The 24,025-nt window shown below is 73.2% G+C and carries 24 protein-coding genes; 14 read left to right on the top strand and 10 right to left on the bottom strand.

The genetic code is table 11. The annotated features are described in order from the left end of the window. The first annotated feature begins 122 nt into the window (after positions 1-122). The 3 genes from ACNYC2_RS23155 to ACNYC2_RS23145 all read left to right on the top strand — a co-directional run bounded on the left by ACNYC2_RS23155 (position 123) and on the right by ACNYC2_RS23145 (position 2,649). The gene (locus ACNYC2_RS23155; protein WP_419704038.1) at positions 123-965 is read left to right on the top strand and encodes an NAD(P)H-binding protein; all 843 of its coding nucleotides are present in this window, start codon (positions 123-125) and stop codon (positions 963-965) included. 131 nt (positions 966-1,096) lie between these two features. Continuing rightward, positions 1,097-1,660, top strand: coding sequence for a cysteine hydrolase family protein (locus tag ACNYC2_RS23150; RefSeq protein WP_419704037.1), 564 nt, complete (start codon positions 1,097-1,099; stop codon positions 1,658-1,660). Beyond that, positions 1,657-2,649 (top strand): GlxA family transcriptional regulator, encoded by a 993-nt coding sequence (locus ACNYC2_RS23145; RefSeq protein WP_419704036.1) that lies wholly within the window; start codon positions 1,657-1,659, stop codon positions 2,647-2,649. The genes ACNYC2_RS23150 and ACNYC2_RS23145 overlap by 4 nt, the downstream gene beginning before the upstream one ends. Before the next feature lie 73 nt (positions 2,650-2,722). Here ACNYC2_RS23145 and ACNYC2_RS23140 read toward each other — a convergent pair whose 3' ends face one another. Next, complete coding sequence (locus ACNYC2_RS23140) at positions 2,723-3,523, bottom strand: SDR family NAD(P)-dependent oxidoreductase (RefSeq protein ID WP_419704035.1); 801 nt, start codon at positions 3,521-3,523, stop codon at positions 2,723-2,725. A gap of 87 nt (positions 3,524-3,610) precedes the next feature. Here ACNYC2_RS23140 and ACNYC2_RS23135 point away from each other — a divergent pair, with 87 nt between their 5' ends. Further along, the gene (locus tag ACNYC2_RS23135) at positions 3,611-4,462 is read left to right on the top strand and encodes a helix-turn-helix transcriptional regulator (RefSeq protein WP_419704034.1); all 852 of its coding nucleotides are present in this window, start codon (positions 3,611-3,613) and stop codon (positions 4,460-4,462) included. Positions 4,463-4,489: 27 nt separating this feature from the next. On the opposite strand, the gene ACNYC2_RS23130 is transcribed toward ACNYC2_RS23135, so the two are convergent. The 3 genes from ACNYC2_RS23130 to ACNYC2_RS23120 all read right to left on the bottom strand — a co-directional run bounded on the left by ACNYC2_RS23130 (position 4,490) and on the right by ACNYC2_RS23120 (position 5,755). Further along, positions 4,490-4,876 (bottom strand): DUF1304 domain-containing protein, encoded by a 387-nt coding sequence (locus ACNYC2_RS23130; protein WP_419704033.1) that lies wholly within the window; start codon positions 4,874-4,876, stop codon positions 4,490-4,492. A gap of 67 nt (positions 4,877-4,943) precedes the next feature. After that, on the bottom strand, positions 4,944-5,306 hold the full coding sequence (locus tag ACNYC2_RS23125) for an ArsR/SmtB family transcription factor (protein WP_419704032.1): 363 nt from the start codon (positions 5,304-5,306) through the stop codon (positions 4,944-4,946). Between the two features lie 5 nt (positions 5,307-5,311). Further along, positions 5,312-5,755, bottom strand: a complete 444-nt coding sequence (locus ACNYC2_RS23120; protein ID WP_419704031.1) for an SRPBCC domain-containing protein — start codon at positions 5,753-5,755, stop codon at positions 5,312-5,314. 108 nt (positions 5,756-5,863) lie between these two features. Between ACNYC2_RS23120 and ACNYC2_RS23115 the strand changes: the two genes are divergently transcribed. Continuing rightward, positions 5,864-7,024 carry an MFS transporter gene (locus tag ACNYC2_RS23115; protein WP_419704030.1) on the top strand — a complete coding sequence of 387 codons (1,161 nt, stop codon included), beginning with the start codon at positions 5,864-5,866 and terminating at the stop codon, positions 7,022-7,024. 40 nt (positions 7,025-7,064) lie between these two features. After that, on the top strand, positions 7,065-7,931 hold the full coding sequence (locus tag ACNYC2_RS23110) for a helix-turn-helix domain-containing protein (RefSeq protein ID WP_419704029.1): 867 nt from the start codon (positions 7,065-7,067) through the stop codon (positions 7,929-7,931). Here the strand turns inward: ACNYC2_RS23110 and ACNYC2_RS23105 are convergent. Continuing rightward, positions 7,830-9,017 carry an MFS transporter gene (locus tag ACNYC2_RS23105; protein WP_419704028.1) on the bottom strand — a complete coding sequence of 396 codons (1,188 nt, stop codon included), beginning with the start codon at positions 9,015-9,017 and terminating at the stop codon, positions 7,830-7,832. The genes ACNYC2_RS23110 and ACNYC2_RS23105 overlap by 102 nt on opposite strands. A gap of 157 nt (positions 9,018-9,174) precedes the next feature. On the opposite strand from ACNYC2_RS23105, the gene ACNYC2_RS23100 reads away from it, so the two are divergent. Beyond that, the gene (locus ACNYC2_RS23100; RefSeq protein WP_419704027.1) at positions 9,175-10,071 is read left to right on the top strand and encodes a helix-turn-helix domain-containing protein; all 897 of its coding nucleotides are present in this window, start codon (positions 9,175-9,177) and stop codon (positions 10,069-10,071) included. Here the strand turns inward: ACNYC2_RS23100 and ACNYC2_RS23095 are convergent. The 3 genes from ACNYC2_RS23095 to ACNYC2_RS23085 all read right to left on the bottom strand — a co-directional run bounded on the left by ACNYC2_RS23095 (position 9,970) and on the right by ACNYC2_RS23085 (position 12,414). Then, on the bottom strand, positions 9,970-11,172 hold the full coding sequence (locus ACNYC2_RS23095; protein WP_419704026.1) for an MFS transporter: 1,203 nt from the start codon (positions 11,170-11,172) through the stop codon (positions 9,970-9,972). The two genes, ACNYC2_RS23100 and ACNYC2_RS23095, sit on opposite strands and share 102 nt — an antisense overlap. A gap of 87 nt (positions 11,173-11,259) precedes the next feature. After that, positions 11,260-11,901, bottom strand: a complete 642-nt coding sequence (locus ACNYC2_RS23090; protein WP_419704025.1) for a DedA family protein — start codon at positions 11,899-11,901, stop codon at positions 11,260-11,262. 75 nt (positions 11,902-11,976) lie between these two features. Continuing rightward, entirely contained in the window at positions 11,977-12,414 is a 438-nt protein-coding gene (locus tag ACNYC2_RS23085) for an Lrp/AsnC family transcriptional regulator (protein WP_377138778.1), read from the bottom strand. A 102-nt stretch (positions 12,415-12,516) separates the two neighbouring features. Here ACNYC2_RS23085 and ddaH point away from each other — a divergent pair, with 102 nt between their 5' ends. After that, positions 12,517-13,449 carry a dimethylargininase gene (ddaH, locus tag ACNYC2_RS23080; RefSeq protein ID WP_419704024.1) on the top strand — a complete coding sequence of 311 codons (933 nt, stop codon included), beginning with the start codon at positions 12,517-12,519 and terminating at the stop codon, positions 13,447-13,449. Then, entirely contained in the window at positions 13,446-14,474 is a 1,029-nt protein-coding gene (locus ACNYC2_RS23075) for an ornithine cyclodeaminase (RefSeq protein ID WP_419704023.1), read from the top strand. The genes ddaH and ACNYC2_RS23075 overlap by 4 nt, the downstream gene beginning before the upstream one ends. A 74-nt stretch (positions 14,475-14,548) precedes the next feature. Here ACNYC2_RS23075 and ACNYC2_RS23070 read toward each other — a convergent pair whose 3' ends face one another. Continuing rightward, entirely contained in the window at positions 14,549-16,099 is a 1,551-nt protein-coding gene (locus ACNYC2_RS23070; protein ID WP_419704022.1) for a M81 family metallopeptidase, read from the bottom strand. Continuing rightward, a complete protein-coding gene (locus tag ACNYC2_RS23065) occupies positions 16,096-17,280 on the bottom strand; it encodes an ROK family protein (protein WP_419704021.1) in 1,185 nt (394 codons plus the stop codon). Before ACNYC2_RS23065 ends, ACNYC2_RS23070 begins: the two co-directional genes overlap by 4 nt. Positions 17,281-17,553: 273 nt before the next feature. On the opposite strand from ACNYC2_RS23065, the gene ACNYC2_RS23060 reads away from it, so the two are divergent. From ACNYC2_RS23060 to ACNYC2_RS23040, 5 genes are read left to right on the top strand one after another with little or no spacing between them, the layout of a single operon-like run. After that, entirely contained in the window at positions 17,554-19,371 is a 1,818-nt protein-coding gene (locus ACNYC2_RS23060; RefSeq protein WP_419704020.1) for a peptide ABC transporter substrate-binding protein, read from the top strand. Position 19,372: 1 nt separating this feature from the next. After that, entirely contained in the window at positions 19,373-20,410 is a 1,038-nt protein-coding gene (locus ACNYC2_RS23055) for an ABC transporter permease (protein ID WP_419704019.1), read from the top strand. Further along, positions 20,407-21,243 carry an ABC transporter permease gene (locus tag ACNYC2_RS23050; protein WP_419704018.1) on the top strand — a complete coding sequence of 279 codons (837 nt, stop codon included), beginning with the start codon at positions 20,407-20,409 and terminating at the stop codon, positions 21,241-21,243. Before ACNYC2_RS23055 ends, ACNYC2_RS23050 begins: the two co-directional genes overlap by 4 nt. Then, entirely contained in the window at positions 21,240-23,054 is a 1,815-nt protein-coding gene (locus ACNYC2_RS23045; RefSeq protein ID WP_419704017.1) for a dipeptide ABC transporter ATP-binding protein, read from the top strand. The genes ACNYC2_RS23050 and ACNYC2_RS23045 overlap by 4 nt, the downstream gene beginning before the upstream one ends. Beyond that, entirely contained in the window at positions 23,051-23,950 is a 900-nt protein-coding gene (locus ACNYC2_RS23040) for an ROK family protein (RefSeq protein WP_419704016.1), read from the top strand. The genes ACNYC2_RS23045 and ACNYC2_RS23040 overlap by 4 nt, the downstream gene beginning before the upstream one ends. The last annotated feature ends 75 nt before the right edge of the window (positions 23,951-24,025 follow it).

The raw sequence follows: 24,025 nt of genomic DNA, 5'->3' as shown, positions 1-24,025 counted from the left end.
GCAGGCTCCAATACTTTCCTGAGGGAACCTACTGTACTCAGGCTCGTAACGTCGGCGGCAGAGCGGCCGCAGGGGTCGCCCGGCCCCGGTTCGGGGCCGTGTCGTTCAGCCAAGGAGCACCCATGATCGTCGTCACCGGAGCCACCGGAAACATCGGCCGACCGCTGGTCGCCGAGCTCGCCCGACGGGGCCACGACGTCACCGCCGTGTCTCGCGCGGGCACCGCCCCGCTCGACGACCCCCGGGTCCGCGCAGAGCGCGCGGACCTTGCCGACCCGGACAGCCTGCGCGCCGCCGTCGCCGGCGCGGAGGCGATGTTCCTCCTGGTACCGGGCTCGGGCGAGCACCTGGACACCGAGCGGATCATCGGCACGGCCGCCGGTGCGGGCGTGCGGCGCCTCGTCCTGCTCTCGTCGCTCGGCGCGGCCACGCGGGCGGGATCGGTCTCGCACGGACCCCTCGCCCAGCTCGAGAAGCTCGTGCAGGGGTCGGGCCTCGACTGGACGGTGCTGCGTCCCGGGGACTTCGCCAGCAACGCGTTCGCCTGGGCTCCGTCGGTCCGCGCGGAGCGCACCGTGCACGCGCCGTTCGGCGACGTCGCGCTGCCCGCCGTCGACCCGTCCGACATCGCCGAGGTCGCGGCGGTCGCCCTGGTCGACGACGGACACGCGGGCCGCACCTACGCGCTCACCGGTCCCGCCGCCGTCTCGCCGCGCGAGCGGACCCAGGCGCTCGCCGGGGCGCTCGGCGTCCCCCTGGCCTTCGCCGAGCTCACGCGCGAGGAGGCGCGGGCCGGGATGCTCGCGTACATCCCGGAGCATGTCGTCGACGGCACCCTGGCGATCCTGGGCGAGCCGCTCCCGGAGGAGCAGGTGGTGAGCCCGGACATCGAGACGGTGCTGGGCCGGCCCGCGCGGTCCTTTGCCGACTGGGCGCGGCGGAACACGGCGGCGTTCGTGGCCTGATCCCATCGGTGGTCGAGCCTGTCGAGACCCTGGTCTCGACAGGCCCGACCCGCGTGCGGGTGACCAGATCCGTCCGCCTCGCGACCCGATCCGGCCTCCCGCCCGCGCGCCCGCGTCACCAGACTGGAGGCATGAACCGAGCGCTGATCGTCGTAGACGTCCAGGAGTCCTTCCGTGTCCGCCCGCAGTGGGCCGACACCCTCAACCCCACGGTCGCGGAGCCCGTCAACCGGCTCGTCGACCTGGCGCGTGCGGCAGGCGACCTCGTCGTCTGGGTGCTGCACACCGAGCCGGGGACGGGCAACCCGTTCGACCCGGAGTCCGGTAACGTCCGGCTCTTCGCCGAGCTCAGCGAGCCACTGCCCGACGAGCCGGTGCTCCGCAAGACCTCGCACAACGCGTTCACGACCACCAACCTCCAGCAGATCCTCACCGCGCACGGCGTCGCGGAGCTGCGCGTCTGCGGCATCCGTGCCGAGCAGTGCGTGGAGACCACCACGCGCGTCGGCTCCGACCTCGGCTACGCCATGACGTTCGTGAGCGACGCCACCAGCACCGACCCGCTCGGCCGGTTCAGCGCCGCCGACATCCTGGAGCGGACCGAGGCCGTGCTCCGCGGCCGGTTCGCGCGCATCGCCACCGTCGCGGAGCTCGAGGCGGAGTCCGAGGTGGGCGTGACAGCATCGGCCACATGACCACAGTCGTCTTCGTGCTGCTGCCCGGGGTCCACCTGCTCGACCTGGCGGGCCCCGCGCAGGCCTTCTTCGCGGCGGGCGACTTCGGCCGGCCCTACGACCTGCGGTACGTCTCCGGCGTCGAACCAGATGGTTCCGTGACCGGTCGTGGAGGTGGCGGGGCCGGCGGTCCCGGGCACGACGCCGGTGTGGTCGCCTCGGCGCAGGGCCTCCCGCTCGTCGCGGGTACCGACTGGCCGGAGCTAGGCCCCGACGACCTCGTCGTCGTACCCGGCTGGCGCGTCGGAGGCGTCAAGGTCGCCTGGCCCCGGGTGAGCGTCTCGCTGCGCGAACGGCTCGCCGCCCACCACGGCGCGGGCGGCACCGTCGCGAGCGTGTGCGCGGGAGCGGACGCCCTCGGCCAGGCGGGCCTGCTGGACGGCCGGCGCTGCACCACGCACCACGCCGTCCAGGACGACCTCGCCGCCCGGTACCCCCGGGCGCACGTGGTCCGCGACGTCCTCTTCACCACGGACGGCGGCGTGGTCACCTCCGCGGGCATCGCGAGCGGCATCGACCTGTCGCTGCACCTGCTCGCCATGCGGCACGGTCCAGCGCTCGCCGCCCGGGTGGCCCGCGAGATGGTGGTCTACACGCGCCGGAACGGGGCGGAGCCCCAGGCCAGCGCGATGCTGCGGTACCGGTCGCACGTCGACGACACGGTCCACCGGGTGCAGAACCACATCGACGCCCACTTCGCGCGGACCCTGCCGCTCACCGACCTGGCCGCACACGCCGGTGTCGCCGCGCGCACGCTGACCAGGCTGTTCACCCAGGCCGCCGGGATGACGCCGCTGCGCTACCAGCAGCTGCTGCGGCTCGAACGGGCAGAGCACCTGATCGGCCACGGCGCGACCGTCGAGTCGGCGGCCCGCACGGTCGGCTTCCAGGACGCGCGCATGCTGCGCCGCCTCCGCAGCCCGGCCACTGCCTCACACGCCGCGAAGTAGAGCGCCTGTCCGGCTCTCCCCGGTTCGGCCAGGGAGGCCCGGACAGGCGCTCTACTTCGCGAAACGAGATGGGTCAGGCGCCTGCGCCGCCGTCCACCTTGAGGATCGCGCCCGTCACGAAGGAGGCGCGGTCACTCAGGAGCCAGGCCGCGGCTTCGGCGATCTCCTCGGGCTGGGCACCGCGGCGCAGCGGGACCCCGGGCGTCAGCTGCTCCATGAGACCCGGGGTGTGCTCCTCCCAGGCCTCGATCATCGCGGTGTACGTGCCGCCGGGGGAGACCGCGTTGACCCGGATGCCCTCGGGCCCGTAGGTGACGGCGGCCGACTCGGTGAGGCTGTTCACGCCCCTCTTCATCGCGCCGTAGGCGGGCAGCACCGGGTTGGCCCGCAGGCTGCCGATGCTGGTGTTGTTGACGATCGCACCGGTACCCGCCGTGGCCCGGATGGCGTTGATCTCGGCGACCATGGTCAGCCACGGCCCGCGCAGGTTCACGGCGTAGAGGCGGTCGAAGTCGGCCTCGGAGACCTCGTCCAGCGGCTGCGGCGGGGTGAACGTGGCGGCGTTGTTGAACGCGACGTCCAGGCGGCCGTGCAGCTCCACCACCCGGTCGACGGCGGCGCGCACGCTGTCTGCGTCGGACAGGTCGGCCACCGCGTAGTCCGCGTTGCCTCCCGCCGCCCTGACCTCGTCGGTCACGGCCTTGAGCTGTTCCTCGGTGCGGGCAGTGAGGAACACCGTGGCGCCCTCCCGGGCGAACAGCCGGGCCGAGGCCGCGCCGATGCCGCGGCCCGCGCCGGTGATGAAGGCGACCTTGCCGGCCAGCAGGCCGGCTCCGGTCGTCGTGGTGGTCGCTTCGGTAGCTGGTGTGCTCATACCGACGAGCCTGCGCCGGGCTCCGGGGCCCATCCAGGCAGCGCCGGTACCTGGCTACGGCCCCGTCGTCTGCGCATACTTCAAGGTATGGACCGAGCAGAGCTCGCGACGTTCTTGCGCGGCAGACGGGAACGGATCGCACCCGCCGACGTCGGCCTGCCCGCCGGCCGGCGACGCCGCACCCCGGGCCTGCGGCGCGAGGAGGTGGCGCAGCTCGCCTACATCTCCACCGAGTACTACACGCGGCTGGAGCAGGCCCGTGGCCCGCACCCCTCGCGCGAGGTCCTGGGCGGCCTCACCCGGGCGCTGCGCCTGTCCGACGCCGAGCGTGGCTACCTGCACGAGCTCGCCGGCGTGCCCCCGGGCCCGCCGCCAGGACCGCCGCGCGAGGTCCGGCCGAGCGTCCAGCTCATGCTGGACCGGCTGCCGCAGGCCGCTGCCTTCGTCACCTCGGCGACCCTCGAGGTCATCGCCTGGAACGGGCTCGCGGCGGCGCTCATGGAGGACTGGTCGGCGCTGCCCCGTCGTGAGCGCAACCTCGCCCGCCGGGCGTTCCTCGGCTCCCAGGTGCCGGGGGAGCGGCTCTACGGGGTCTCCGACGCCGGCGAGTTCGCCCGCTCGTCCGTCGCTCGGCTCCGCAACACGGCGGCCCGGTACCCCGAAGACCCCGAGGTGACCGCGCTCGTCGAGGAGCTCGTCGCGGGCAGCCCGGAGTTCGCGGAGCTGTGGTCCTTGAGCGACGTGCAGGCCGCGCGCACGCTGCGCAAGTCCTTCCGGCACCCGCTGGTCGGGCTCGTCACCGTCAACTGCGACGCCCTCGACCTCACCGACCAGGACCAGCAGGTGGTGGTCTACACGGCGGACCCGGGTTCTCCGTCGGAAGAGGCCCTGCGTCTCCTGGCGGTCATCGGCACGCAGCGCATGGACGTCCCCACCTGAGCGCACCCCAGCCGAGCGGGCTGGGTGTCAGAGGAGCAGGCCGACCACCACGGCGATGATCGCCAGCAGCGGGACGAGGCCCTGCTTCAGCGCCGCGTCGCGCTTGGTCGGGTCCGAGACCACCAGCACGAGCGCTGCCGCGACCATCGAGCCGGTTCCGGCGAGCACGAGGGCGGCGCCCACCGCCGTCGACCCGGTCGCAGTGAAGACGATGCCGACGCCGGTGACGATCGCGAGGAACAGGTTGTAGAAACCCTGGTTCAGGGCCATCGGCCGCATCGCCTCTGCCTGTTCCGCGGTCATCCCGAACGTCGCCAGGGTCTTCCGGTCGGTCCAGGCGAAGGACTCCAGATAGAAGATGTAGACGTGGATCAGGGCGGCGATGCCCGCGAGCACGAGACCGGCGATCAGCATGTTGACTCCTTGGCTGTGACACGACCTGCGGGCATGTCACCCGCAGTATGTCAGGGCAGGGCCCAGGTCAGCGCGACGGCGGCTGCTCGCCGTCCGGATGTGCCGCGCCGTCCAGATGCGCCTTGAGCGCGGCGAGCGGGGAGTCCCAGTCGCGCGCCAGCGCCGCGAGGAACTGCTGAGCCACCTGCATGGGGGCCGAGTGCAGCCGGTAGCGCACCCGACGGCGCTCGCCGGGCTCGGGGATCACCAGGCCGGCGTCCGTCAGCAGGGCCAGGTGCTTCGCGATCGCCTGCCGGGTGATGGGCAGCCGGCCGGACAGGTCGGTCGCCGTCGCGGGGCCGCGGGCCGCGAGCTCGCCGAGGATCGCGCGCCGGGTCGGGTCGGCGAGGGCCGCGAAGACCTGCTCGGCGGTCTTCTCCGGCTCGTTCATGTCGTTCACGCGGCAGCGAGATGTGCGGCGAGCTCGCCCAGCTCCCGCTCCCACCCGGTGACGTGGTCCGGATATGCCACCGCGTGGTCGTCGGCGGAGAACTGGGCGAAGCCCGTCTCCGTCACCGTCAGCCGGGTGCTCGTGCCCGCGGGGTCGCCGGACGGTTCGAGCGTGAACTCGACGTAGGTGCGGCGCGGGTCGTCGTCGGGCATGCCGTCGATCTGCCAGGTGAAGGCGAAGGCCGACGGCTCCGCCACGTGTTCGACGCGGAGGTCGTGGCGGGCGCCGTCGTCCCACGCGATCCGGGCGGCGCCGCCCGGACGCAGGTCGATGTCGGCGTGGTGACCGAACCAGGACGCCAGGCCCTCCGCGGTGGTCACGGCGGCCCAGACGGCGGCGGGCGGGTGGCCGAGCTCGATGGTCCGCACTATGCGATCGGGGAAGGGCATGCCTCGGAGCCTATGCCCGGTCACGCCTTGACGCAACCAACCGGTTGCCATACCGTCGCAATCAATCGGTTGTGACATGGCGCGGCCGCTGCTCACCCGGAGGAACGCATGGACGTACAGACACAAGCGGTTCCCGCCGCGCCGCCGTCGGCCCGCCGCACGCTCTCGACGCTCTTCGCGGCGAACTTCGTGCTCGGCACCGCCGAGACGCTCGTGATCGGCCTGCTGGTGGTGATCTCGGGCGACCTCGGCGTGTCGGTGCCCGCCGCCGGAGGGCTGGTCACCGCCTACGCCGTCGGCCTGGCCGCGGGCGGTCCGCTCCTGACCATGGCGACCATGCGGCTCGACCGGCGGACGGTGGTCCGCGGCTCCATCGCCGTCTTCGTGGTCGGCAACCTGCTCGCCGTCGTCACCGCCGACTACCTGACCTTCCTGGTGGCGCGCGGGATCACCGGTGCCCTGCACGGCCTCTTCCTCGCGACGGCGTTCACGGTCGCGACCGCCGTCGTCCCGCGCGAGGCGGCCGGACGGGCGATGGCCGCGATCCTCCTCGGCAACACGCTGGCCGGGGCGTTCGGCGCCCCGCTCGGGACGGCGCTCGGGCAGGTCGCGGGCTGGCGCGGCGCCTTCGTCGCCGTGGCGGCGCTCGGCGCGCTCGTCCTGGCCGCCTGCTGGTTCCTCGTCCCGTCCCTGCCCGGCGCGAGCGCGGACGACGCCGGACGCGGCCAGCTGCGGAACGCCTTCGCGCCCCGGGTGCTCGCGCTGCTCGTCGTCTGCTTCCTGGTGTTCGCCGCCTCGTGCGCCGCCTGGAGCTACGTGGTGCCGTTCCTCGAGGAGGTCACCGGGGTCTCCGGAGCCATGGTCGGGGTGTACCTGATGATCTACGGCGCGGCGACCGCCGCAGGAGCCTACGTCGGGGGCCGCCTGGCGGACTGGAACGCGCCGCGCGCGCTGGTCCTCGGGCTGACCGGCCTCACGCTGTCGCTGGTGGCGCTGTGGTTCCTCGGCTCGTCGCCGGCCATGGTGGCGCTGATCCTGGCGCCGTCGCTGCAGCACCGGGTGGTCGGCCTGGCCGGGCCCGGTGCGCCGCTCGCGCAGTCGCTGCCGGCGTCGGCCGCGAACGTGGGTGTCGCGACGGGAGCCGCGGTCGGCGGCCTCGCCATCAGCGGGTTCGGCGTGCCGGCCGCGGTCGCGGTGGGCGCCCTGATCGGCGCGGTGGCGATCCCGGTCGCGATGGCGACGAGCCGGCTGAAGCCGGTCCGGGAATAGGCGGCGCGCGTTCGTGGCTCCGCTTCGTATGGAATGGGACATGACGACGCTGAAGCGCGAGCAGCTACCGGCTGACGCGACCCTGGCGCGGTCCGGCGCCCTGTGGGCCCTGATCCTGTCCGGTGCCGCGACGCTCGAGACGGCGGGCGGTCGCCGGACGATCCTGCCCGGCGACGCGGTGCTCGTCGATCCCCGGACGGCATACCGGTTCACCGCCGACGTCGACACCGACCTCGTGCACGGGGACCTCCGGCGCGAGGCCCCCGCCGCGCCGTCGTCGAGCCCGCTGGTCCTGCGCGGGTTCGGCGACGAGCACCGCGGCGTCGTCGCCCTCGTGACCACCTGCCCGCTCACTGTCGAGTGCAAGGCCGACCGGTTCGCGACGGCCTACGCGGGCCTCATCGGCGCGGCGATCGCCGCCACGCCCGGACCGGCCGAGACGGTCGACGGCCAGGCCGACGGCGCAACCGGCCCGGCCGACGACCCGGAGGTCGCCGAGGTGGTCGCCGCCCTCGCGGCGAGCCCGGGCGAGCGGTGGACCCTCGACCGGATGGCCGGCCTGGTGCACCTGTCGCGCTCGTCGCTGACCGACCGGTTCCGCCGCGCGACCGGGCACAGCCCCATGCGGATGCTGCGCGAGGTGCGCATGAACCGGGCCCGCACCCTGCTCACCAAGCAGTGCCTGGCGGTCACGCGGGTGGCGTTCGAGGTGGGCTACGGCTCGGTCGCGGCGTTCAGCCGGGCGTTCGCCGCGGACCACGGCGTCTCGCCGCTCGCGTGGCGCACCGCCCCCGCGGTGGCGAGGTCAGGACCGGGGTATCCGCAGGAGTGCCCAGCCGATTCCCGCCGCCACCGCCGCACCCGCGCCGACCAGCAGCAGTGGCCGGACGCCGTACCCGTCCAGTAGCAGCCCGCCCAGCGCGGAGCCCGCGGTGATCGCCACCTGGAAGGCCGTGACGCTGAGCGACATCGCCGACTCGGTCCGCTCGGGCTCGACCCGGGCGCCCCAGAGCTGGACGACGACGGGGATCATGTTGAACGAGAAGCCCCACAGGACCACCGCGACGGTCAGCACCGGCACGGACGAGGCGTTCGCCGTGAGCACCAGCGCGAGGCCGAGCGCGATCGGCGCCGCCCCGGCCAGCGGGCGCAGCCACCGCGCGAGCATCCCGGCCACGATCGTACCGGTGACGGCACCCGCGCCCCATGCCAGCAGCATCCAGGTGGTGGCGCCGGGATCGATGCGGTCGATCGCGAGGCGGATGTACGGGTAGGCCGCGAAGTTGCCGAAGGCGACCAGCACCACGCAGCCGATGCCGGCCATCAGCCGCGTGCTGCGCAGCGCCTCACGCAGCATCTGCAGGCCAGCCGTGGGGTGGGCCGGTACGGAGGGGAGGGCGATCGCGAGCGCGACCGCGCTGAGCACGCAGAGTGCTGCGGCGCCTCCGAAGGCCGTCCGCCAGCCGACCGCGTCGCCGACGATCGACCCGAGCGGGACGCCGAGCACCGTCGCGATGCTGACGCCGAACGAGATGGCGGACGACACCACGCGGTCCTTGCCGGGGGCGGCGTAGGTGCCGACGCCGAAGGCGAACGACCAGTACCCGGCGATGGCGACGCCGAGCAGGAGCCGGCCGATCAGCAGCACCGCGAAGCTGGGCGCGACGGCGACCGCGAGGTTCGACACGGCGGCGGCGGCGAGCAGCCCGAGCATGACCTTGCGCCGGTCGGTCCGGGGGAGGAGCACCGCGATGCTCGGCGCGGTGAAGGCTCCGGCGATCGCCGTCGCCGCGACGGCCAGGCCCGCCGTGCCTTCGCTCACGCCGATGTCGGCGGCGAGGCCCGGCAGCACGCTCGCGGGCAGGAACTCGCTCGCGACCAGGATCGCGATCCCGAAGGAGAGCGCGATGACGGGGGTCCAGGTCGGGGTGCTCGCTGGGGTGGTGACGGTCGAGCTGGGCGGTGCGCTCGGCGCGGCGCTCTGAGTTGGCATGGTTCCAGCGTCGGTGCCGGGCCCTCGGCCCGCTTGATCCGCCGGCGCCCCCTGTTGATCGCCCGGCCGAGCTCGCGCCGCCGGCCCGCGCGTGCGGATCGGCCCCGGCGGGAATAGCCCACCCGATTCCGTGGCTCCGCTTCATATGGAGTGGCAGATGACGACGCTGAGGCGCGAGTGCTTGCCCGCCGGTGCCACCACGTCCGGGTCCAGCGGCCTGTGGGCGTTGGTCCTGGCCGGTGCCGTGACGCTCGAGACCGCGGGCGCGCGCAGCCGGGTGCTGCCGGGTGACGCGGTGCTGGTCGACGCACGGACGGCGCACCGGCTCGTCGTCGAGGTGGAGGCCGACCTCGTGCACGGCGACCTGTGGCAAGCGGTGCCGTCAGCGGCGCTGCCGAGCCCGCTGATCGTGCGGGGTTTCAGCGATCGGCAGCGGGGCGTCGTCGCGCTCGTGACCACCTGCCCGCTGGAGGTGACGTGCAGCCAGGACCTGTTCTCGTCCAGCTACGCGGGCCTCATCGGGGCGGCGATGTCGAGGCTGTCGCAGGACGACGCGGACGGAGCGACCGCCGACCCCGCGGTCGCCCACGTAATGGCTGAGCTGGCGGCCCGGCCGGAGGAGCCATGGACGCCCGACGACATGGCGGGCCTGGTGCACCTGTCGCGTTCGGCCCTCACCGAGCGGTTCCGCCGCGCGACCGGGCACAGCCCCATGCGGATGCTGCGAGAGGTGCGGATGCACCGGGCGCGCACGCTGCTCGCCGTCGAGCGTCTCCCGGTGACCCGGGTCGCGTTCCAGGTGGGGTACGGCTCGGTGGCGGCGTTCAGCCGGGCGTTCGCGGCGGACCACGGCGTCTCGCCGCTCGCGTGGCGGGCCGGGCCACCGACATCGACATCGACACCGACCCGGCCCCGGCGTCGGCCCTGGGTCCCGTCGGTACCGCCGTCGGCCTCAGGTGCGGGGCACCCGCAGGACCGCCCAGCCGACCCCGGCCGCGACCGCCGCTCCCGCGCCGACCAGCAGCAGCGACTGGACCCCGTGCCCGTCCAGTAGTGCGCCGCCCAGGACGGCCCCGACGGTTATCGCCACCTGGAAGGCGGTGACCTGGAGCGACATCGCGGACTCCGCCCGCTCCGGCTCGACCCTGGTGACCCAGAGCTGCGTGATCACCGGCATCATGCTGATGGAGAGACCCCACAGCACCATGGCGACCGCGAGCACGGGCACCGAGGTGGCGAACGCCGCCAGCACGAGCGAGGCGGAGAGCACGACGGGCGCGACGGCGGCAAGGGGCCGCAGCCACCGGGCGAGGAAGCCGGCCAGCAGGGTGCCCACCAGCCCGCCGATGCCCCACGTGAGCAGCAGCCACGTGGTGGCGGTCGGGTCCACGTCCTCGATGGCGATGCGGATGTAGGGGTAGGCGGCGAAGTTGCCGAGCGCGACCAGCACCACGCACGCGATACCCGCCATGAGCCGCCCGTTGCGCAGGGCCGCGCGCAGCATGCGCAGGCCGGCCCCCGGATGGGCCGGGACGGAGGGCAGGGCGATGGCGAGCGCGACCGCGGCGACCGCGGTGAGCAGCGCGGTGCCGCCGAACGTGGCCCGCCAGCCGACGGCGTCCCCCACGACGGAGGCGAGCGGGATGCCGACCACCGTCGCGATGCTGGTGCCGAACGCCAGCGCGGACGAGACCAGGCGATCCTTGCCCGGCACGGCGTGGGTGCCGGCGCCGAAGGCGAACGACCAGTAGCCCGCGAGCGCGACACCGAGCAGCAGCCGGCCGACCAGGAGCACCGCGAAGCTCGGCGCGAGCGCCACCGCGACGTTCGAGAGCGCCGCGATCGCGAGGAGGGCGACGAGCACCGTACGGCGGTCGGTCCGGGGGAGCAGCACGGCGATGCTCGGCGCGGTGAACGCGCCGGCGACCGCGGTAGCGGCCACCGCGAGGCCGGCCCGGCCCTCGCTCACCCCGACGTCGGCCGCGAGGGCAGGCAGCACGCTCGCCGGGAGGAACTCGCCCATGAGCACCATGGCGATGCCGAAGGAGAGCGCCGCGACGGGTGTCCAGGTGCGGCGCGGAGGGGAGACGACGCCGGCTGGTCGGCTGTCCGCGGCGCCGGGCAGGGTGCTCAACGAGACGTTCTGGGAAGGCATGCTCCCACCCTCGCTGCTCACCACCCGCCGCGGTTGATCTCCCGAAGCGCCCGCTTGATCACCCGACGCGACCGCGTTCTCGCGGCGTCACGCGGGCGTCGTGGCGCGGCCCGCCCGGTCCTGGCGCCAGGCGCGGATGCCCGCGACCACCGACGCCGCGATGACCACGCCCGCGACCACGTACGCGATGGGTCGTACCGACGGGTCCGACGCCGCGAAGTACCCGAGCACCGTGATGAGGACCGCCCAGCTCAGCGCACCGAACACGTTCGCCGTGAGGAAGCGCAGGTACGGCATGCCGCCGACCCCCGCGATCACCGGGACGAACACCCGCGCCCACGGCATGTAGCGGCCGATGACCACCGACCACCAGCCGAACAGCTCGTAGAACCGCTCGGTGCGCACCACCATCGACTGCACCCAGCGGCCCTTCCGGGAGCTCAGGTACGGCCGGCCGTACCTGCGGCCCAGGAGGAACGCGACCTGGTCGCCCGCCACCGCCGCGACGCCGACGCCGATCGCGAGCACCCAGATGTCTATGCGGTCCGTGCTGCCGGCGACGATGCCCGCGCCGAACAGCAGGCCGTCCCCGGTGAGGAACGGGATGAAGACACCCACGAAGAACGCGGTGCCGACGAAGACGAGGCCCCAGACGACCAGGTAGAACGCGAGAGGTCCGAGCACGTCGAGCCAGCCGGCGACGTCGTCGGAGACCGTGGTTCTGAGCATCGGGGGCGCCCTCCGGTCCGATAAGGAAAGTCCTGTTAGGACACCCTAAGGCGTAGCGGGCCCGGCCCGGTCATGTCAGGCGCCCGGACGGTCGACCACCCGCGACATCACGAGGGCGGTGCGCGTCTTGACCACGTGCGTGACCGTCCGGATGCGCTCCACCACGTGCTCGATCTGCTCCATGCTCGACGCCATGACGTGCACCATCGCGTCGGCGTCGCCGGTCACGGTCGAGACCCGGACCACCTCCGGGATGGGCGCGAAGTCGCGCTCGAGCACCGCAGGGGAGACGATGCCCGAGCAGAAGATCTCGACGTACCCCTCCAGCGTCCAGCCCATCGCCTGCGGGTCCACGCGCACGGTGAAGCCGGCGATCTCCCCGCGGGCCATCATGAGGTCCACCCGGCGCTTCACGGCGGGCGCGGAGAGGCCGACGACGCTGCCGACCTCCTGGTAGGTGGCTCGCCCGTCGCGCAGCAGCTCGCCGACGATTGCCCGGTTCACGGCATCCATGAACGAATCGTTCAGTACAGCGCGCGATTGCGCAACAAACCGTGGCTGAATGCACAACGGAAGCATGGTTGTTGTGAATCAGTACGCACGTAGCCTCACGGCATGACGCAGACCACCGCGCCTCTGACGCAGACCACCGCGCAGCGCACCGCCACACCCCGGCACTACCTCATGTGCCCGCCCACGTACTTCGACGTCGTCTACGCCATCAACCCCTGGATGGACCCGTCGTCGCCCGTCGACACCGCCAAGGCGCTCGCCCAGTGGGAGGCGCTGCGCGCCGCCTACGAGGCCCGCGGCCACCGGGTCGACGTGATCGAGCCCGAGCCCGGCCTGCCCGACATGGTCTACGCGGCCAACGGCGGGATCGTCGTCGGCGGACGGGCGCTCGCCGCCCGGTTCACGTTCCCCGAGCGCGCCGCCGAGGGCCCGGCGTACGACCGCTGGTTCGGCACGCCCGAGGCCGAGGGCTACCGCCGCCTCGGCGAGTCCGTCGAGGTCATGGAGGGCGAGGGCGACCTGCTGCTCATCGGCAAGCTGCTGCTCGCGGGCACCGGCTTCCGCACCACGCCCGCCGGCCACGCGGAGGTGGCCGAGCGCCTGGAGCTGGCCGAGCAGGGCATCGAGCTGATCCCGCTCGAGCTGGTCGACCCGCGCTACTACCACCTCGACACGGCGCTGTCCGTGCTCGACGACGGCGCCGTCTCCGGCGAGACCGTGGTGGCCTACTACCCCGAGGCGTTCAGCCCCGCCGCACAGGAGACGCTGCGCCGCCTGTTCCCCGACGCGATCCTGGTCGGCGCCGACGACGCCGCCGTGCTCGGCCTGAACGTCGTGTCCGACGGGCTGCACGTGTTCCTCAGCGACCGCGCCCGCGACTACGCCGACGCGCTCAAGGAGCGGGGCTTCGTCCCGGTCGGCGTCGACCTGTCCGAGATCTTCAAGGGCGGCGGCTCGGTCAAGTGCTGCACGCTCGAGCTGCGCCCGGCGGCGGACGTCGCCATCACCGTCACCCCCGAGGAGACCCAGCGATGACCACAGTCCCGTACCTCGACGTCGCCGCGACCGCCCGGTGGGTGGCCCGCCGCGGCCCCGAGGCGGCCATCGCCGCCCTGACCGACGCGCTGGAGCGCGACTTCGCGCGCTGGCCCGAGCTCGACAAGCGGCCGCGCATCGCGTCGCACTCGAAGGAGGGCGTCATCGAGCTGATGCCGACCTCCGACGCGGAGACCTACGGCTTCAAGCTGGTCAACGGGCACCCGCTCAACCCGACGAACGGGTTCCAGACCGTGACGGCGATCGGTGTGCTCGCCGACGTCCGCAACGGCTACCCGACGTTCCTCGCCGAGATGACGCTGCTCACCGCGCTGCGCACCGCCGCGACGTCGGCGCTCGCCGCCCGGTACCTGGCGCCCGCCGAGTCGCGCACCCTTGCCCTGATCGGCTGCGGTTCGCAGGCCGAGTTCCAGGCGCTCGGCATGCGTGCCGAGCTGGGCATCGAGACGCTCCGCATCTTCGACGTCGACCCGCTCGCCATGGAGAAGCTGGCCCGGCACGCCAAGGCCCTCGGCTTCGACGTGGTCATGGCGGTCGACGCCGCTGACGCCGTCCGCGGCGCCGACGTCATCACCACCTGCACGGCCGACAAGCAGAACGCGACCGTGCTGCACGACGCCGAGGTCACCGGCGGGGTGTTCATCAACGCGATCGGCGGTGACTGCCCGGGCAAGACCGAGCTGGACCCGGCGATCATCGCGCGGGCGAGCGTGTTCGTGGAGCTGCCCGAGCAGACCCGCATCGAGGGCGAGATCCAGCACCAGGCGCCGGACTTCCCGGTCACCGAGCTGTGGCAGGTCGTCACGGGCGCGGCTGCGGGGCGCCAGAGCGCCAAGGAGCTGATCGTCTGGGACTCCGTCGGCTTCGCCGTGGAGGACTGGACCGCGCTGAAGTTCGTGCTGGAGGACGTGACGGCGAACGCGCCGGAGCTGCTCCAGCACCTCGACCTCATCGCGGAGCCGGAAGACCCGAAGGACCTGTTCTCCCTGGTATCGGAGGCCTGACCCCTTCTCCGTTGAGTGCTGGATATTCGCCCTTTTTCGCAGGTCAAAGGGGCGAATATCCAGCACTCAACGGGTTAGAGGAGGGTGGGGGTGAGGTTTGGCTCGGTCGCGAACTCGTGGAACGGGTGGGTCGGGGTCGTCAGGCGGTGGTGGCCCAGGCGGAGCAGGTCCTGGTCGACGCCGCCCGGGGTGAGCATCAGCATCCAGTCGGCCGCCATGTCGTACAGGTCCGGCTCCAGGTAGCCGATCTTGACGACCACGACGTCGGTCCCGCGCGGGTCCAGCCCGATCGACGTGAAGTCCGACTCCAGGTGGTACGGCTTGCGCCGTTCCGTGAGGATCACGCGCAGACCGCCCACGCGGACGACGGCGACGATCCCGGCATCGGGGTCGCCCTCGCTGACGTGCTCCACGACGCCGCGCAGCCGGACCGGCCCGTGCGGGCCGTCGTCCACCCGGGCGCCCGCCTCGACGTCGACCTCGGCTCCCGCGCCGTGCTCGGCCCAGGCCTTCGCGACCTCACGCGCGGCCGCCGCGTCGGGCAGCGAGGCGTAGATCGCGGTGCGACCGCCGTCCGCGACCGAACCGCCGCCGTCGTCGCCGTCCGGGACCGGGCCGCCGTCCTGAGGGGCCGCGGTAAAGGCCGGCTCGGCCAGCAGCCGCGCCAGGGTCCACGTGACGTCGCCCGCGCCGCCGGCGGTCGGGTTGTCGCCCGAGTCGGACAGGAAGTACGGCCGCGCGGTGCTCGCCAGGGCCGTCGCCACGCACTCCTCGTACGGCGCGGCGGGCGCCACGAACGCGAACTCGTCGCGCGCGTCCCAGTACCGCCGGCCCAGCCGTTCGGCCTCGCGCAGGATCACCTCCTCGTCGTCACCCGTGACGACGACGGCGGCCCGGCAGCTCGGCTCGTCGGCCCACGCGTACCCGACCCAGAGTGCGGCGTCGACCACGCCGGGCAGCTCGGCGACCCGCGCGACGTCGGCGTAGATCGACGCGGCCGGCTCGATCCGCGTGCTCGTCTTCTCGCCCGGGAGCAGCACGGGGACCTGCAGCCACGCCTTCTTCGGGGCGCCGCCGGACCGCAGCCGCGACAACAGGTTCGCGGCGGCCCGCTCCCGCGTCTCCCACACGTCCTCGTGCGGGGCCATGCGGTAGCACGTGATCAGGTCGCTGAGCTCGGCCAGCTCGCGCGGCACGTTGCCGTGCAGGTCCATGGTGGTGCTGATCAGCGTCCCGGGGCCGACGGCGGCGCGTACGGCCGCCGCGAGGTCGGCCTCGGCGTCGTCCCGGCCGACGACGGTCATGGCGCCGTGGATGTCGAGCAGCACGCCGTCGTACGGCCCGTGCTCGGCCAGCTGCGCGCGGAGGGTCGCGACGATCTCGTCGCGTACGGACTCGTAGACGTCGGCGGGCACGGCCCCGCCCGGCAGCGAGCGGGCGTGCAGCACGCCGGTCCAGTCCGCGGCGTCCCGCAGCGGGGCGCCGTCGGCGAGGAACGGGTAGTGCGCCACCAGCTCGTCGCCGCGGCGGAGCGTGAACGCCTCCCAGCCGGAGCGGTGCGGCGAGAACGTGCTGGACTCGATCGACATGCCGGCGATCGCGACGCGTGGGCGGGAGCTGGTCATCGGGTTCCTTCCGGTGCAGTGGCGAGGGCGTGCGGCACGAGCGTGTCCTCCAGGAGGCGGCCCACGCCCACGAGGTTGGCGTCGGGGCCCAGGGCGGACGGCGCGATCACCAGGTCGCGGGTCGTGAGCGGGTGGGCACCCTCGTAGATCTGGCTGCGGATCGCCGAGACGAACGGCTCGAGCGTGGACAGCGCGCCGCCCAGGTACACGGCGCCGGGGTTGAAGAAGTTGACCACCGTGCACAGCACCTCGCCGAGGTGCCGGCCGGCGGTCCGGGCGAGCGTGGTGGCCACGGGGTCGGCGTCCCGCACGAGGCGCAGGACGTCGGCGGTCGCCGCGACGTCGTACCCCTGCTCCTTCAGGAGCCGCACCAGGTGCGCGCCCGACGCCACCGTCTCCAGGCAGCCGCGGTTGCCGCACGTGCACGGGGTGTCGCCCCCGGCGGGGACGCGGGTGTGCGTGATGTCGCCGGCCCCGCCGCCCGCGCCGCGGTACAGCCGGTCGTCGACCAGGATGCCGGCGCCGATGGCGCTGCCCGCCTTGACCGACACGGAGTGCCGGGTCCGGCGGGCGTGTCCGAAGTGCTCACCGACCGCCATCGCGTTGGCGTCGTTCTCGACCACCACCGGGACGCCCAGGGCGTCCTCGAGCCAGGTCCCGACGTCGAACCCCGACCATCCAGGCATGCGCGACGGCGAGTCGAGGGCGCGCCGGGCGACGTCGACCGGGCCGGGCAGGGAGATGCCGACGCCGAGCAGCCGGCCGCCGTCCGGCATGGTGTCCGCCAGCTCGCGCAGAGCCCCGGTGACCTGCGACAACACCGGTTCCGGGCCGTCCGCGATCGCGATGGCCACCTCCGTCGTCGTGTCCAGCTCGCCGCCGTGCCGCAGGACGCCGAGGCGCGCGTGGGTGCCGCCGACGTCGACGACGCCGAGGTAGCCCGTGCTGCCCGGCACGCGCAGGGCCCGGGGGCGCCGTCCGCCGCTGGACGCGCCCTCGCCCGTCTCCTCCAGGGCGCCCGAGGCGAGCATCGCCTGCACGCGCTGCGACACGGTGGACGGCGCGATGCCGAGCGAGTCGGCGATCTCCTTGCGGGACCGGGCACGGCCGCTGGAGACGAGCACGAGAATCTCCCGCTCGAGCCGCGGTACGCCGACCCGGGGGCGCGCGATCTGGGCCAAGGGGATCCTCCGTCTCTGCGGTCCGGCGGCGTCGGGGGCTTCCCCGCACTTCGGCCGGACCTGGAACAAGCTAGCGGCACGAGTCTGCACCATCGCCCGCCGCTGTCCGGGCTCAGGAGCTTTTTGCGCGGGCGAATTAACAGTCTTGTTACGGATAGCGCGTAGATCGGCGGAACTTAGTACGTCTACGGTGCTTGATTATTCGGCCGCCGAATCAAGTCTTCAGGACCAGAGGCTCTTGCATCGACGGCGCTGCACACCAAGGAGACTCAGATGCGCACCACGCATGCCGTACGGGCCGTACGGCTGGCCGTCGGGGCTGCCGCGGCCGTCGCCCTCCTCGCCGGATGCTCGACGTCCTCCGGTGCGGACGGGGCAGGCGGTGCGGCCGGCCGCACCGACGTCAACTACGCGCTGCCCGCCAACGCGACCCCGAACTGGATAGTGCCGCTCGGCATCGCGGGCAAGCTCGCCACCCACAACTCCGCGATCATGCGCACCCTCTGGGAGCCGCTCGTCGCCTACGACGGCTCCGAGGGTGAGGTGGGGCGCGTCGCGAAGGCCGACCTCGCCGACGAGATCACCTTCTCCGACGACGGCCGCACCGCGACCATCACCCTCGACGACCGCACCTGGAGCGACGGCGAGCCCGTCACCTCCGCGGACGTGAAGTTCTGGTTCGACCTGGTCAAGGCCAACACCGACGTCTGGGCCAGCTACTCCGAGGGCCGCATGCCCGACAACGTCACGGAGGTCGCGACCCCCGATGACAAGACCGTCGAGCTCACCTTCGACAAGGTCTACAACCCGGAGTGGCTGCAAGCGTCCCAGCTCACCCTCATCGTGCCGCTGCCCGCGCACGCCTGGGCCAAGACCGCCGACGACGCAGAACCCGACCCGGCGCTCGCCGAGACGGACGAGGGCGCGAAGGGGATCTTCGACTACCTCGTCAAGCAGAGCGAGGACCTGTCCACCTACGAGTCGAACCCGCTGTGGCAGACCATCAACGGGCCCTACTCGCTGACCGGGTTCACCGACGCCGGCCAGGTCGAGCTCACCAAGAACGACAAGTACGACGGCGACGACGCCGCCTCGATCGACACCGTGAACCTCCTGCCGTACACGTCGACGGACGCCGAGGTGAACGCCGTCCGGTCCGGTGCCGTGGACTACGGGTACATCCCGACGACCGGCCTGGACGCGCCGGAGCAGTACGAGCAGCTCGACTACACGATCGAGCCGTGGGCGGGCTGGTCCATCACGTACCTGCCGTACAACTTCAACCACCCCGAGCTGGGCCCGGTCTACCGCCAGCTCTACGTGCGCCAGGCGCTGCAGCACCTCGTGGACCAGGAGCAGATCTCCGACGTCATCTGGAAGGGCGCCGCCCTGCCGGGCTACGGCCCCGTGCCGCAGAACCCCGAGAGCGACTTCCTCTCCGACGAGCAGAAGGCGAACCCGTACCCGTTCGACCCGGAGGCCGCGGCCGCGCTGCTGGCCGACCACGGCTGGACCGCGGGCTCCGACGGCGTGCTCGAGTGCACCGCCCCGGGAGACGGGGACGACGAGTGCGGCGAGGGCGTCAAGGACGGCCAGAAGCTCGCGATCACGATCCTGACGCAGAGCGGCTCGGCCGAGACCGACAACATGTTCGCCGAGATCAAGTCCACGTTCGACAAGGCGGGCGTCGGCGTCACGATCGAGTCGGCGCCGCTGAACACGGTGCTCTCGTCCATCGCCCCGTGCACCGCCGACCAGCCGGACTGCGACTGGCAGCTGCCGTTCTTCGGTACGGCGGGCAGCTGGTACTTCGGCGGCTACCCGAGCGGCGAGCGCGTGTTCGGCACCGGCGCGGCGTCGAACTTCGGCTCGTACTCCGACGAGGAGCTCGACACCCTCATGCACGACTCCACCGAGAGCACCGACCCGTCGGTGATGCAGGAGTACTCGAAGTACGGCGCCGAGAACCTACCGGTCATGTGGCTGCCGAACCCGGTCTACCAGGTGTCGGTGATCAAGAACGGCCTGGCGGGCACCACCCAGGACCCGCTGGCCAGCTTCCACCCGCAGCGCTGGAGCTGGGCCGACTGACATGACCACCGCCATCCCCGCACAGAGCGGGACCGTCGAACCCGAGGTCGCCGCGCCACTGCCCGTCAGGGCACAGCGCGGCGGCTTCGGCCGCTTCCTGGTCCGGCGGGTGCTCCAGGCCCTCGTCGTCGTCCTCGTCGTCAGCGTGATCGTGTTCGCGCTGCTGCACGCGCTGCCCGGCGGCCCGGCCAGAGGCGTCCTCGGCCAGCAGGCCAGCGCGGAGCAGATAGCGGCGTTCGAGGCCGCGAACGGCCTGGACCAGCCCGTCGTCCTGCAGTACCTGTCGTTCCTCGGGCGCTCCCTGACCGGTGACCTCGGCGAGTCGTACCTGCTCAACCAGTCCGTCGCCGACGCCATCGCCCTGCGCCTGCCCAAGACGCTGCTGCTGACCGGGCTGTCGCTCGTCGTCGCGGTGCTCGTCGCGGTGCCCGTCGGCGTCTACCAGGCAGTGCGGCGCAACCGCGCCGTCGACTACTGGCTCTCGACGCTCGCGATCGTCGCCTACTCGACCCCCACGTTCTTCCTCGGGATGCTCTTGATCCTGCTGCTCAGCCAGACCGCCGGGCTGCTCCCGGCGGCCGCGCCGCAGGGCAACGGGGTCCTGGAGGTCCTGTCCCAGCCCGCCGGCCTCGTGCTGCCCGTGCTCACCGGAGCCGTGCCGATAGTCGCCACGTTCAGCCGCTACATGCGGTCCTCGACGCTCGACAACCTCGGCGAGGACTACGTGCGCACCGCCCGCGCCAAGGGCACCGGCTACCGGGACGTCGTGCTCCGGCACGTGCTGCGCAACTCGCTGACGCCGGTCGTCGCGATGCTCGGCTACTACCTGCCCGTCATGTTCGGCGGCGCGCTCGTCGTCGAACAGCTCTTCAACTACCCGGGCATGGGCCTGCTGTTCTGGAGCGCCGCGCAGAGCAGCGACTTCCCGGTGCTGCTCGGCTGCGTGCTCGTCATCTCGGTCGCCACGGTCGTCGGCTCCCTGCTGGCCGACGTCGTCCAGGCGCTCCTGGACCCGCGCACCCGGGGGGCCGCACGATGACCGCTCTGCGACGTTTCACGAGGAACCGACTGGCCGTGGTGGGCGCGGTCGCGCTCGCGCTGCTGGTGCTGTTCGCGGTGATCGGGCCGCTGGTCTACCCGACCGAGCAGGTGGCTACCGACCTCGGCGCCGCGAACCTGCCGCCCGGCGTCGACGGCCACCCGCTGGGCACCGACGCGCTCGGCTACGACAACCTGGGCCGGCTCATGGTCGCCGGCCGGGTGTCGCTGCTGGTCGGCGTGGCCGCGGGCGTGCTCGCGACGGTGGTCGGCACGCTGTGGGGCGCGATCGCCGGCTACGTGGGCGGCGCCGTGGACGCCGTCATGATGCGCGTGGTCGACGCCGGCATCGCCATCCCCGCGATCTTCCTGCTGCTGGTGCTGTCCACGATCGTGCGGCCGACGGTCGGGATGATGATCGTCGTGCTGGGCATGGTGTCGTGGCTGGTCCCGGCCCGGCTGATCCGGGCGGAGGCGTTGTCCGTCCGGACCCGCGACTACGTGGTGGCGGCGCGCGCCATGGGTGCGTCGCACGGCCGCACCGTCGTCTCGCACGTCATCCCGAACACCGTCGGCACGGTGGTCGTGAACGCGACGTTCCAGGTCGCCGACGCCATCCTGCTCGTCGCCTACATCAGCTTCCTCGGCATGGGCATCCAGCCGCCCACCACCGACTGGGGCGCGATGCTCAACGACGGCATCAACTACATCTACCAGGGCGCCTGGTGGCTCATCCTGCCGCCCGGCCTCGCGATAGTGGTCGTCGTGTGCGCCCTGAACTTCGTGGGCGACGGGCTGCGGGACGTCGTCGACGTGAAGGGGAGGACCGCATGAGCGCGCTGCCCGTGCAGGCCCAGCAGGGGGATGACGTCGTCCTGCGCATCCGGGACCTGAACGTCACGTTCGGCACCGGGTCCGGGGACGTGCCCGCCGTCCGCGGCATCGACCTGGAGGTGCGGCGCGGCCGGGTGGTCGCGCTCGTGGGGGAGTCGGGCTCGGGGAAGAGCGTCACGTCGCTCTCCGTGCTGGGGCTGCTGCCCTCCACCGCGCGGGTCACGGGTTCGGTGGAGCTGTTCGACGGCGGTGGGCCGCGCGACGTCGTCACCACGCCCGAGGGCGAGCTGGTGGACCTCCGCGGACGCGTGGCGTCCATGGTCTTCCAGGAGCCGATGACGGCGCTCAACCCGACCATGACGCTCGGCGACCAGGTGGCCGAGGCCGTGCTGAACCACGAGCGGGTCCCGCGGGCCGTCGCCCGCGACCGGGCGGTCGAGCTGCTGCGGTCGGTCGGTATCCCCGAGCCGGAGCGGCGCGCGGGGCAGTATCCGCACGAGCTGTCCGGCGGGCAGCGGCAGCGCGTGGTCATCGCGATAGCGCTGGCGTGCGAGCCGCGCCTGATCGTCGCGGACGAGCCGACGACGGCACTCGACGTGACCGTGCAGGCCGAGATCCTGGACCTGCTGCGGGAGCTGGTCGCCGAGCGGGGTACCGCGCTGCTGCTGGTCACGCACAACATGGGCGTGGTCGCCGACATCGCCTCCGATGTAGCCGTCATGCGGGACGGCCGGATAGTGGAGCACGGCCTGGTGGACCAGGTGCTGCTCGCCCCGGAGCACGAGTACACCCGCACGCTGCTGGCCGCGGTCCCCTCACTCCCCCACCCCCGCGCAGAGGCTCGCGAAGTAGAGCGTGTGTCCGGGACGGACTCGGCGCGCCCCGAAGCGATGCCGGACACACGCTCTACTTCGCGGTCGTCCGGGGAGGTGGTGCTCGATCTGCGGGGGGTCAGCCTCGACTACCGGGTGCAGGGGCGGCACGTGCGTGCGGTCGAGGGCCTCGACCTCACCGTGCGCGCGGGCGAGATGCTGGGCCTGGTCGGCGAGTCCGGGTCCGGCAAGTCCACGGCGGGCCGGGCCTGCCTGGGCCTGCTGACGCCGTCGGAGGGCGAGGTGCTGCTGCTCGGCTCCTCGGTCGCCAAGGCGAGGGGCCGGGCCCGTCGGCGTCTCCTGGCCGACGTCGGCGTCGTGTTCCAGGACCCGGGCGCTTCGCTCGACCCGCGCAAGCTCGTGGGCGAGTCGATCGCGGAGCCGCTGGCGATCCACGGCCGCGACGGGCGCCGGCTGTCGGGAGCCGAGCGGCGGGCGCGGGTCCGCGAGCTGCTGGACGCGGTGCGGCTGCCCGTCGGGGCGGAGCGACGCTACCCGCACGAGTTCTCCGGCGGGCAGCGCCAGCGCATCGGGCTGGCGCGCGCACTGGCGCTCCGGCCGCGCCTCCTGGTCGCCGACGAGCCCACCAGCGCGCTCGACGTCTCGGTGCAGGCAGAGGTGCTGCAGGTGCTCAAGGACCTGCACGCGGAGCTGGGGTTCGGCTGCCTGTTCATCAGCCACGACCTCGGCGTCGTGCACGACCTGACCGACCGGGTCGCCGTGCTGCGGGCGGGCCGCCTCGTCGAGAGCGGCAGGACGGTGGACGTGTTCAGCGCCCCGCGGGAGCTGTACACGGCGGAGCTGCTGGCCTCCGTGCCCACGCCCGATCCCGTCGCCCAGCGTGAACGGCGCGAGGCCAGGCAGCGGCTCGCCTCGGTTGCGGGCGCCGGCTCGGGGTCCGGTCCGGTGCCCGGCTCCGCCCCTGGCGCCGCCCGATGAGCGGCGATCCCACTGCGGGCGTCGACATCGGCGGCACCAAGATCCGCGCCGCCGTCGTCGCGCCCGGCGGCGCGGTGCTCACCTCGGCGACCGCGCCGACGCCGTCGGGCGGCGGGGCCATGCTGGACGTCGCCGCGGACCTCGTCGTGCGCGCCGTCGCCTCGGCCGGGGTGCTGGTGGCGGCCGTCGGGGTCGGCGCGGCGGGCGTCGTCGACCCGGGGACGGGGGAGGTGCTCGCGGCGAGCGACTCGTTCACCGGGTGGGTGGGTACCAACCTGAGGGACGGGATCGCGACGCGGACGGGGCTGCGGGTGGTCGCCGCGAACGACGTCGACTCGTTCCTCGTGGGCGAGGCGACCTGGGGGGCCGTCCGGGGTGTGCGGTCCGCGGCGGGCATCGCGCTCGGCACGGGCGTCGGCGGGGCGTTGTGGCTGGACGGCGCGCTGTACCGCGGCGCGGGGGCGGCGGGCGAGATCGGGCACATGCCCGGGTTCGGCGACGCGCGCTGCACGTGCGGTCAGCGGGGGCACCTGGAGACGCTGGCCTCAGGCCGTTCGGTGGCCCGCCGGTACGCGGAGCTCGGCGACGGTGTGGAGGTCGGGGCCTCGGAGGTCGAGGCCCGGGCTCTCGCGGGCGACGAGGTGGCGGTCCGGGTGCTCGCCGACGCCGGGCACGCCGTCGGCTCGGCGGTGCTGATGCTGGCGGCGCTGCTCGACGTCGGGCACGTGGTGGTCGGCGGCGGTCTCGCCCGCGCGTGGGACCTGCTGGAACCCGCGCTCCTGGCCCGGCTGCGCGAGGAGCCGCCCGTGTCCGGGCACCCGGTCGAGGTGCGGCGCGCGGTGCTCGGGGGTGACGCGACGGTGATCGGCGCGGCGGCTCTGGCGCAACGGCTGTAGCGGTCGACCGAGCCCGCCTCCGCTGGTCGAGCGCCCACCTCCGTTGGTCGAGCTTGTCGAGACCCCTGTCGACGC

The sequence above is a fragment of the Promicromonospora sp. NFX87 genome (assembly GCF_048564965.1).
GTDB lineage: Bacteria > Actinomycetota > Actinomycetes > Actinomycetales > Cellulomonadaceae > Promicromonospora.
This window is presented reverse-complemented; position numbering and strand designations above follow the sequence as displayed.

Coding starts and splice junctions, on each gene's coding strand:
- ACNYC2_RS23155 (WP_419704038.1), top strand. CDS start 123: ATGATCGTCGTCACCGGAGCCACCGGAAACATCGGCCGACCGCTGGTC.
- ACNYC2_RS23150 (WP_419704037.1), top strand. CDS start 1,097: ATGAACCGAGCGCTGATCGTCGTAGACGTCCAGGAGTCCTTCCGTGTC.
- ACNYC2_RS23145 (WP_419704036.1), top strand. CDS start 1,657: ATGACCACAGTCGTCTTCGTGCTGCTGCCCGGGGTCCACCTGCTCGAC.
- ACNYC2_RS23140 (WP_419704035.1), bottom strand. CDS start 3,523: ATGAGCACACCAGCTACCGAAGCGACCACCACGACGACCGGAGCCGGC.
- ACNYC2_RS23135 (WP_419704034.1), top strand. CDS start 3,611: ATGGACCGAGCAGAGCTCGCGACGTTCTTGCGCGGCAGACGGGAACGG.
- ACNYC2_RS23130 (WP_419704033.1), bottom strand. CDS start 4,876: ATGCTGATCGCCGGTCTCGTGCTCGCGGGCATCGCCGCCCTGATCCAC.
- ACNYC2_RS23125 (WP_419704032.1), bottom strand. CDS start 5,306: ATGAACGAGCCGGAGAAGACCGCCGAGCAGGTCTTCGCGGCCCTCGCC.
- ACNYC2_RS23120 (WP_419704031.1), bottom strand. CDS start 5,755: ATGCCCTTCCCCGATCGCATAGTGCGGACCATCGAGCTCGGCCACCCG.
- ACNYC2_RS23115 (WP_419704030.1), top strand. CDS start 5,864: ATGGACGTACAGACACAAGCGGTTCCCGCCGCGCCGCCGTCGGCCCGC.
- ACNYC2_RS23110 (WP_419704029.1), top strand. CDS start 7,065: ATGACGACGCTGAAGCGCGAGCAGCTACCGGCTGACGCGACCCTGGCG.
- ACNYC2_RS23105 (WP_419704028.1), bottom strand. CDS start 9,017: ATGCCAACTCAGAGCGCCGCGCCGAGCGCACCGCCCAGCTCGACCGTC.
- ACNYC2_RS23100 (WP_419704027.1), top strand. CDS start 9,175: ATGACGACGCTGAGGCGCGAGTGCTTGCCCGCCGGTGCCACCACGTCC.
- ACNYC2_RS23095 (WP_419704026.1), bottom strand. CDS start 11,172: ATGCCTTCCCAGAACGTCTCGTTGAGCACCCTGCCCGGCGCCGCGGAC.
- ACNYC2_RS23090 (WP_419704025.1), bottom strand. CDS start 11,901: ATGCTCAGAACCACGGTCTCCGACGACGTCGCCGGCTGGCTCGACGTG.
- ACNYC2_RS23085 (WP_377138778.1), bottom strand. CDS start 12,414: ATGGATGCCGTGAACCGGGCAATCGTCGGCGAGCTGCTGCGCGACGGG.
- ddaH (WP_419704024.1), top strand. CDS start 12,517: ATGACGCAGACCACCGCGCCTCTGACGCAGACCACCGCGCAGCGCACC.
- ACNYC2_RS23075 (WP_419704023.1), top strand. CDS start 13,446: ATGACCACAGTCCCGTACCTCGACGTCGCCGCGACCGCCCGGTGGGTG.
- ACNYC2_RS23070 (WP_419704022.1), bottom strand. CDS start 16,099: ATGACCAGCTCCCGCCCACGCGTCGCGATCGCCGGCATGTCGATCGAG.
- ACNYC2_RS23060 (WP_419704020.1), top strand. CDS start 17,554: ATGCGCACCACGCATGCCGTACGGGCCGTACGGCTGGCCGTCGGGGCT.
- ACNYC2_RS23055 (WP_419704019.1), top strand. CDS start 19,373: ATGACCACCGCCATCCCCGCACAGAGCGGGACCGTCGAACCCGAGGTC.
- ACNYC2_RS23050 (WP_419704018.1), top strand. CDS start 20,407: ATGACCGCTCTGCGACGTTTCACGAGGAACCGACTGGCCGTGGTGGGC.
- ACNYC2_RS23045 (WP_419704017.1), top strand. CDS start 21,240: ATGAGCGCGCTGCCCGTGCAGGCCCAGCAGGGGGATGACGTCGTCCTG.
- ACNYC2_RS23040 (WP_419704016.1), top strand. CDS start 23,051: ATGAGCGGCGATCCCACTGCGGGCGTCGACATCGGCGGCACCAAGATC.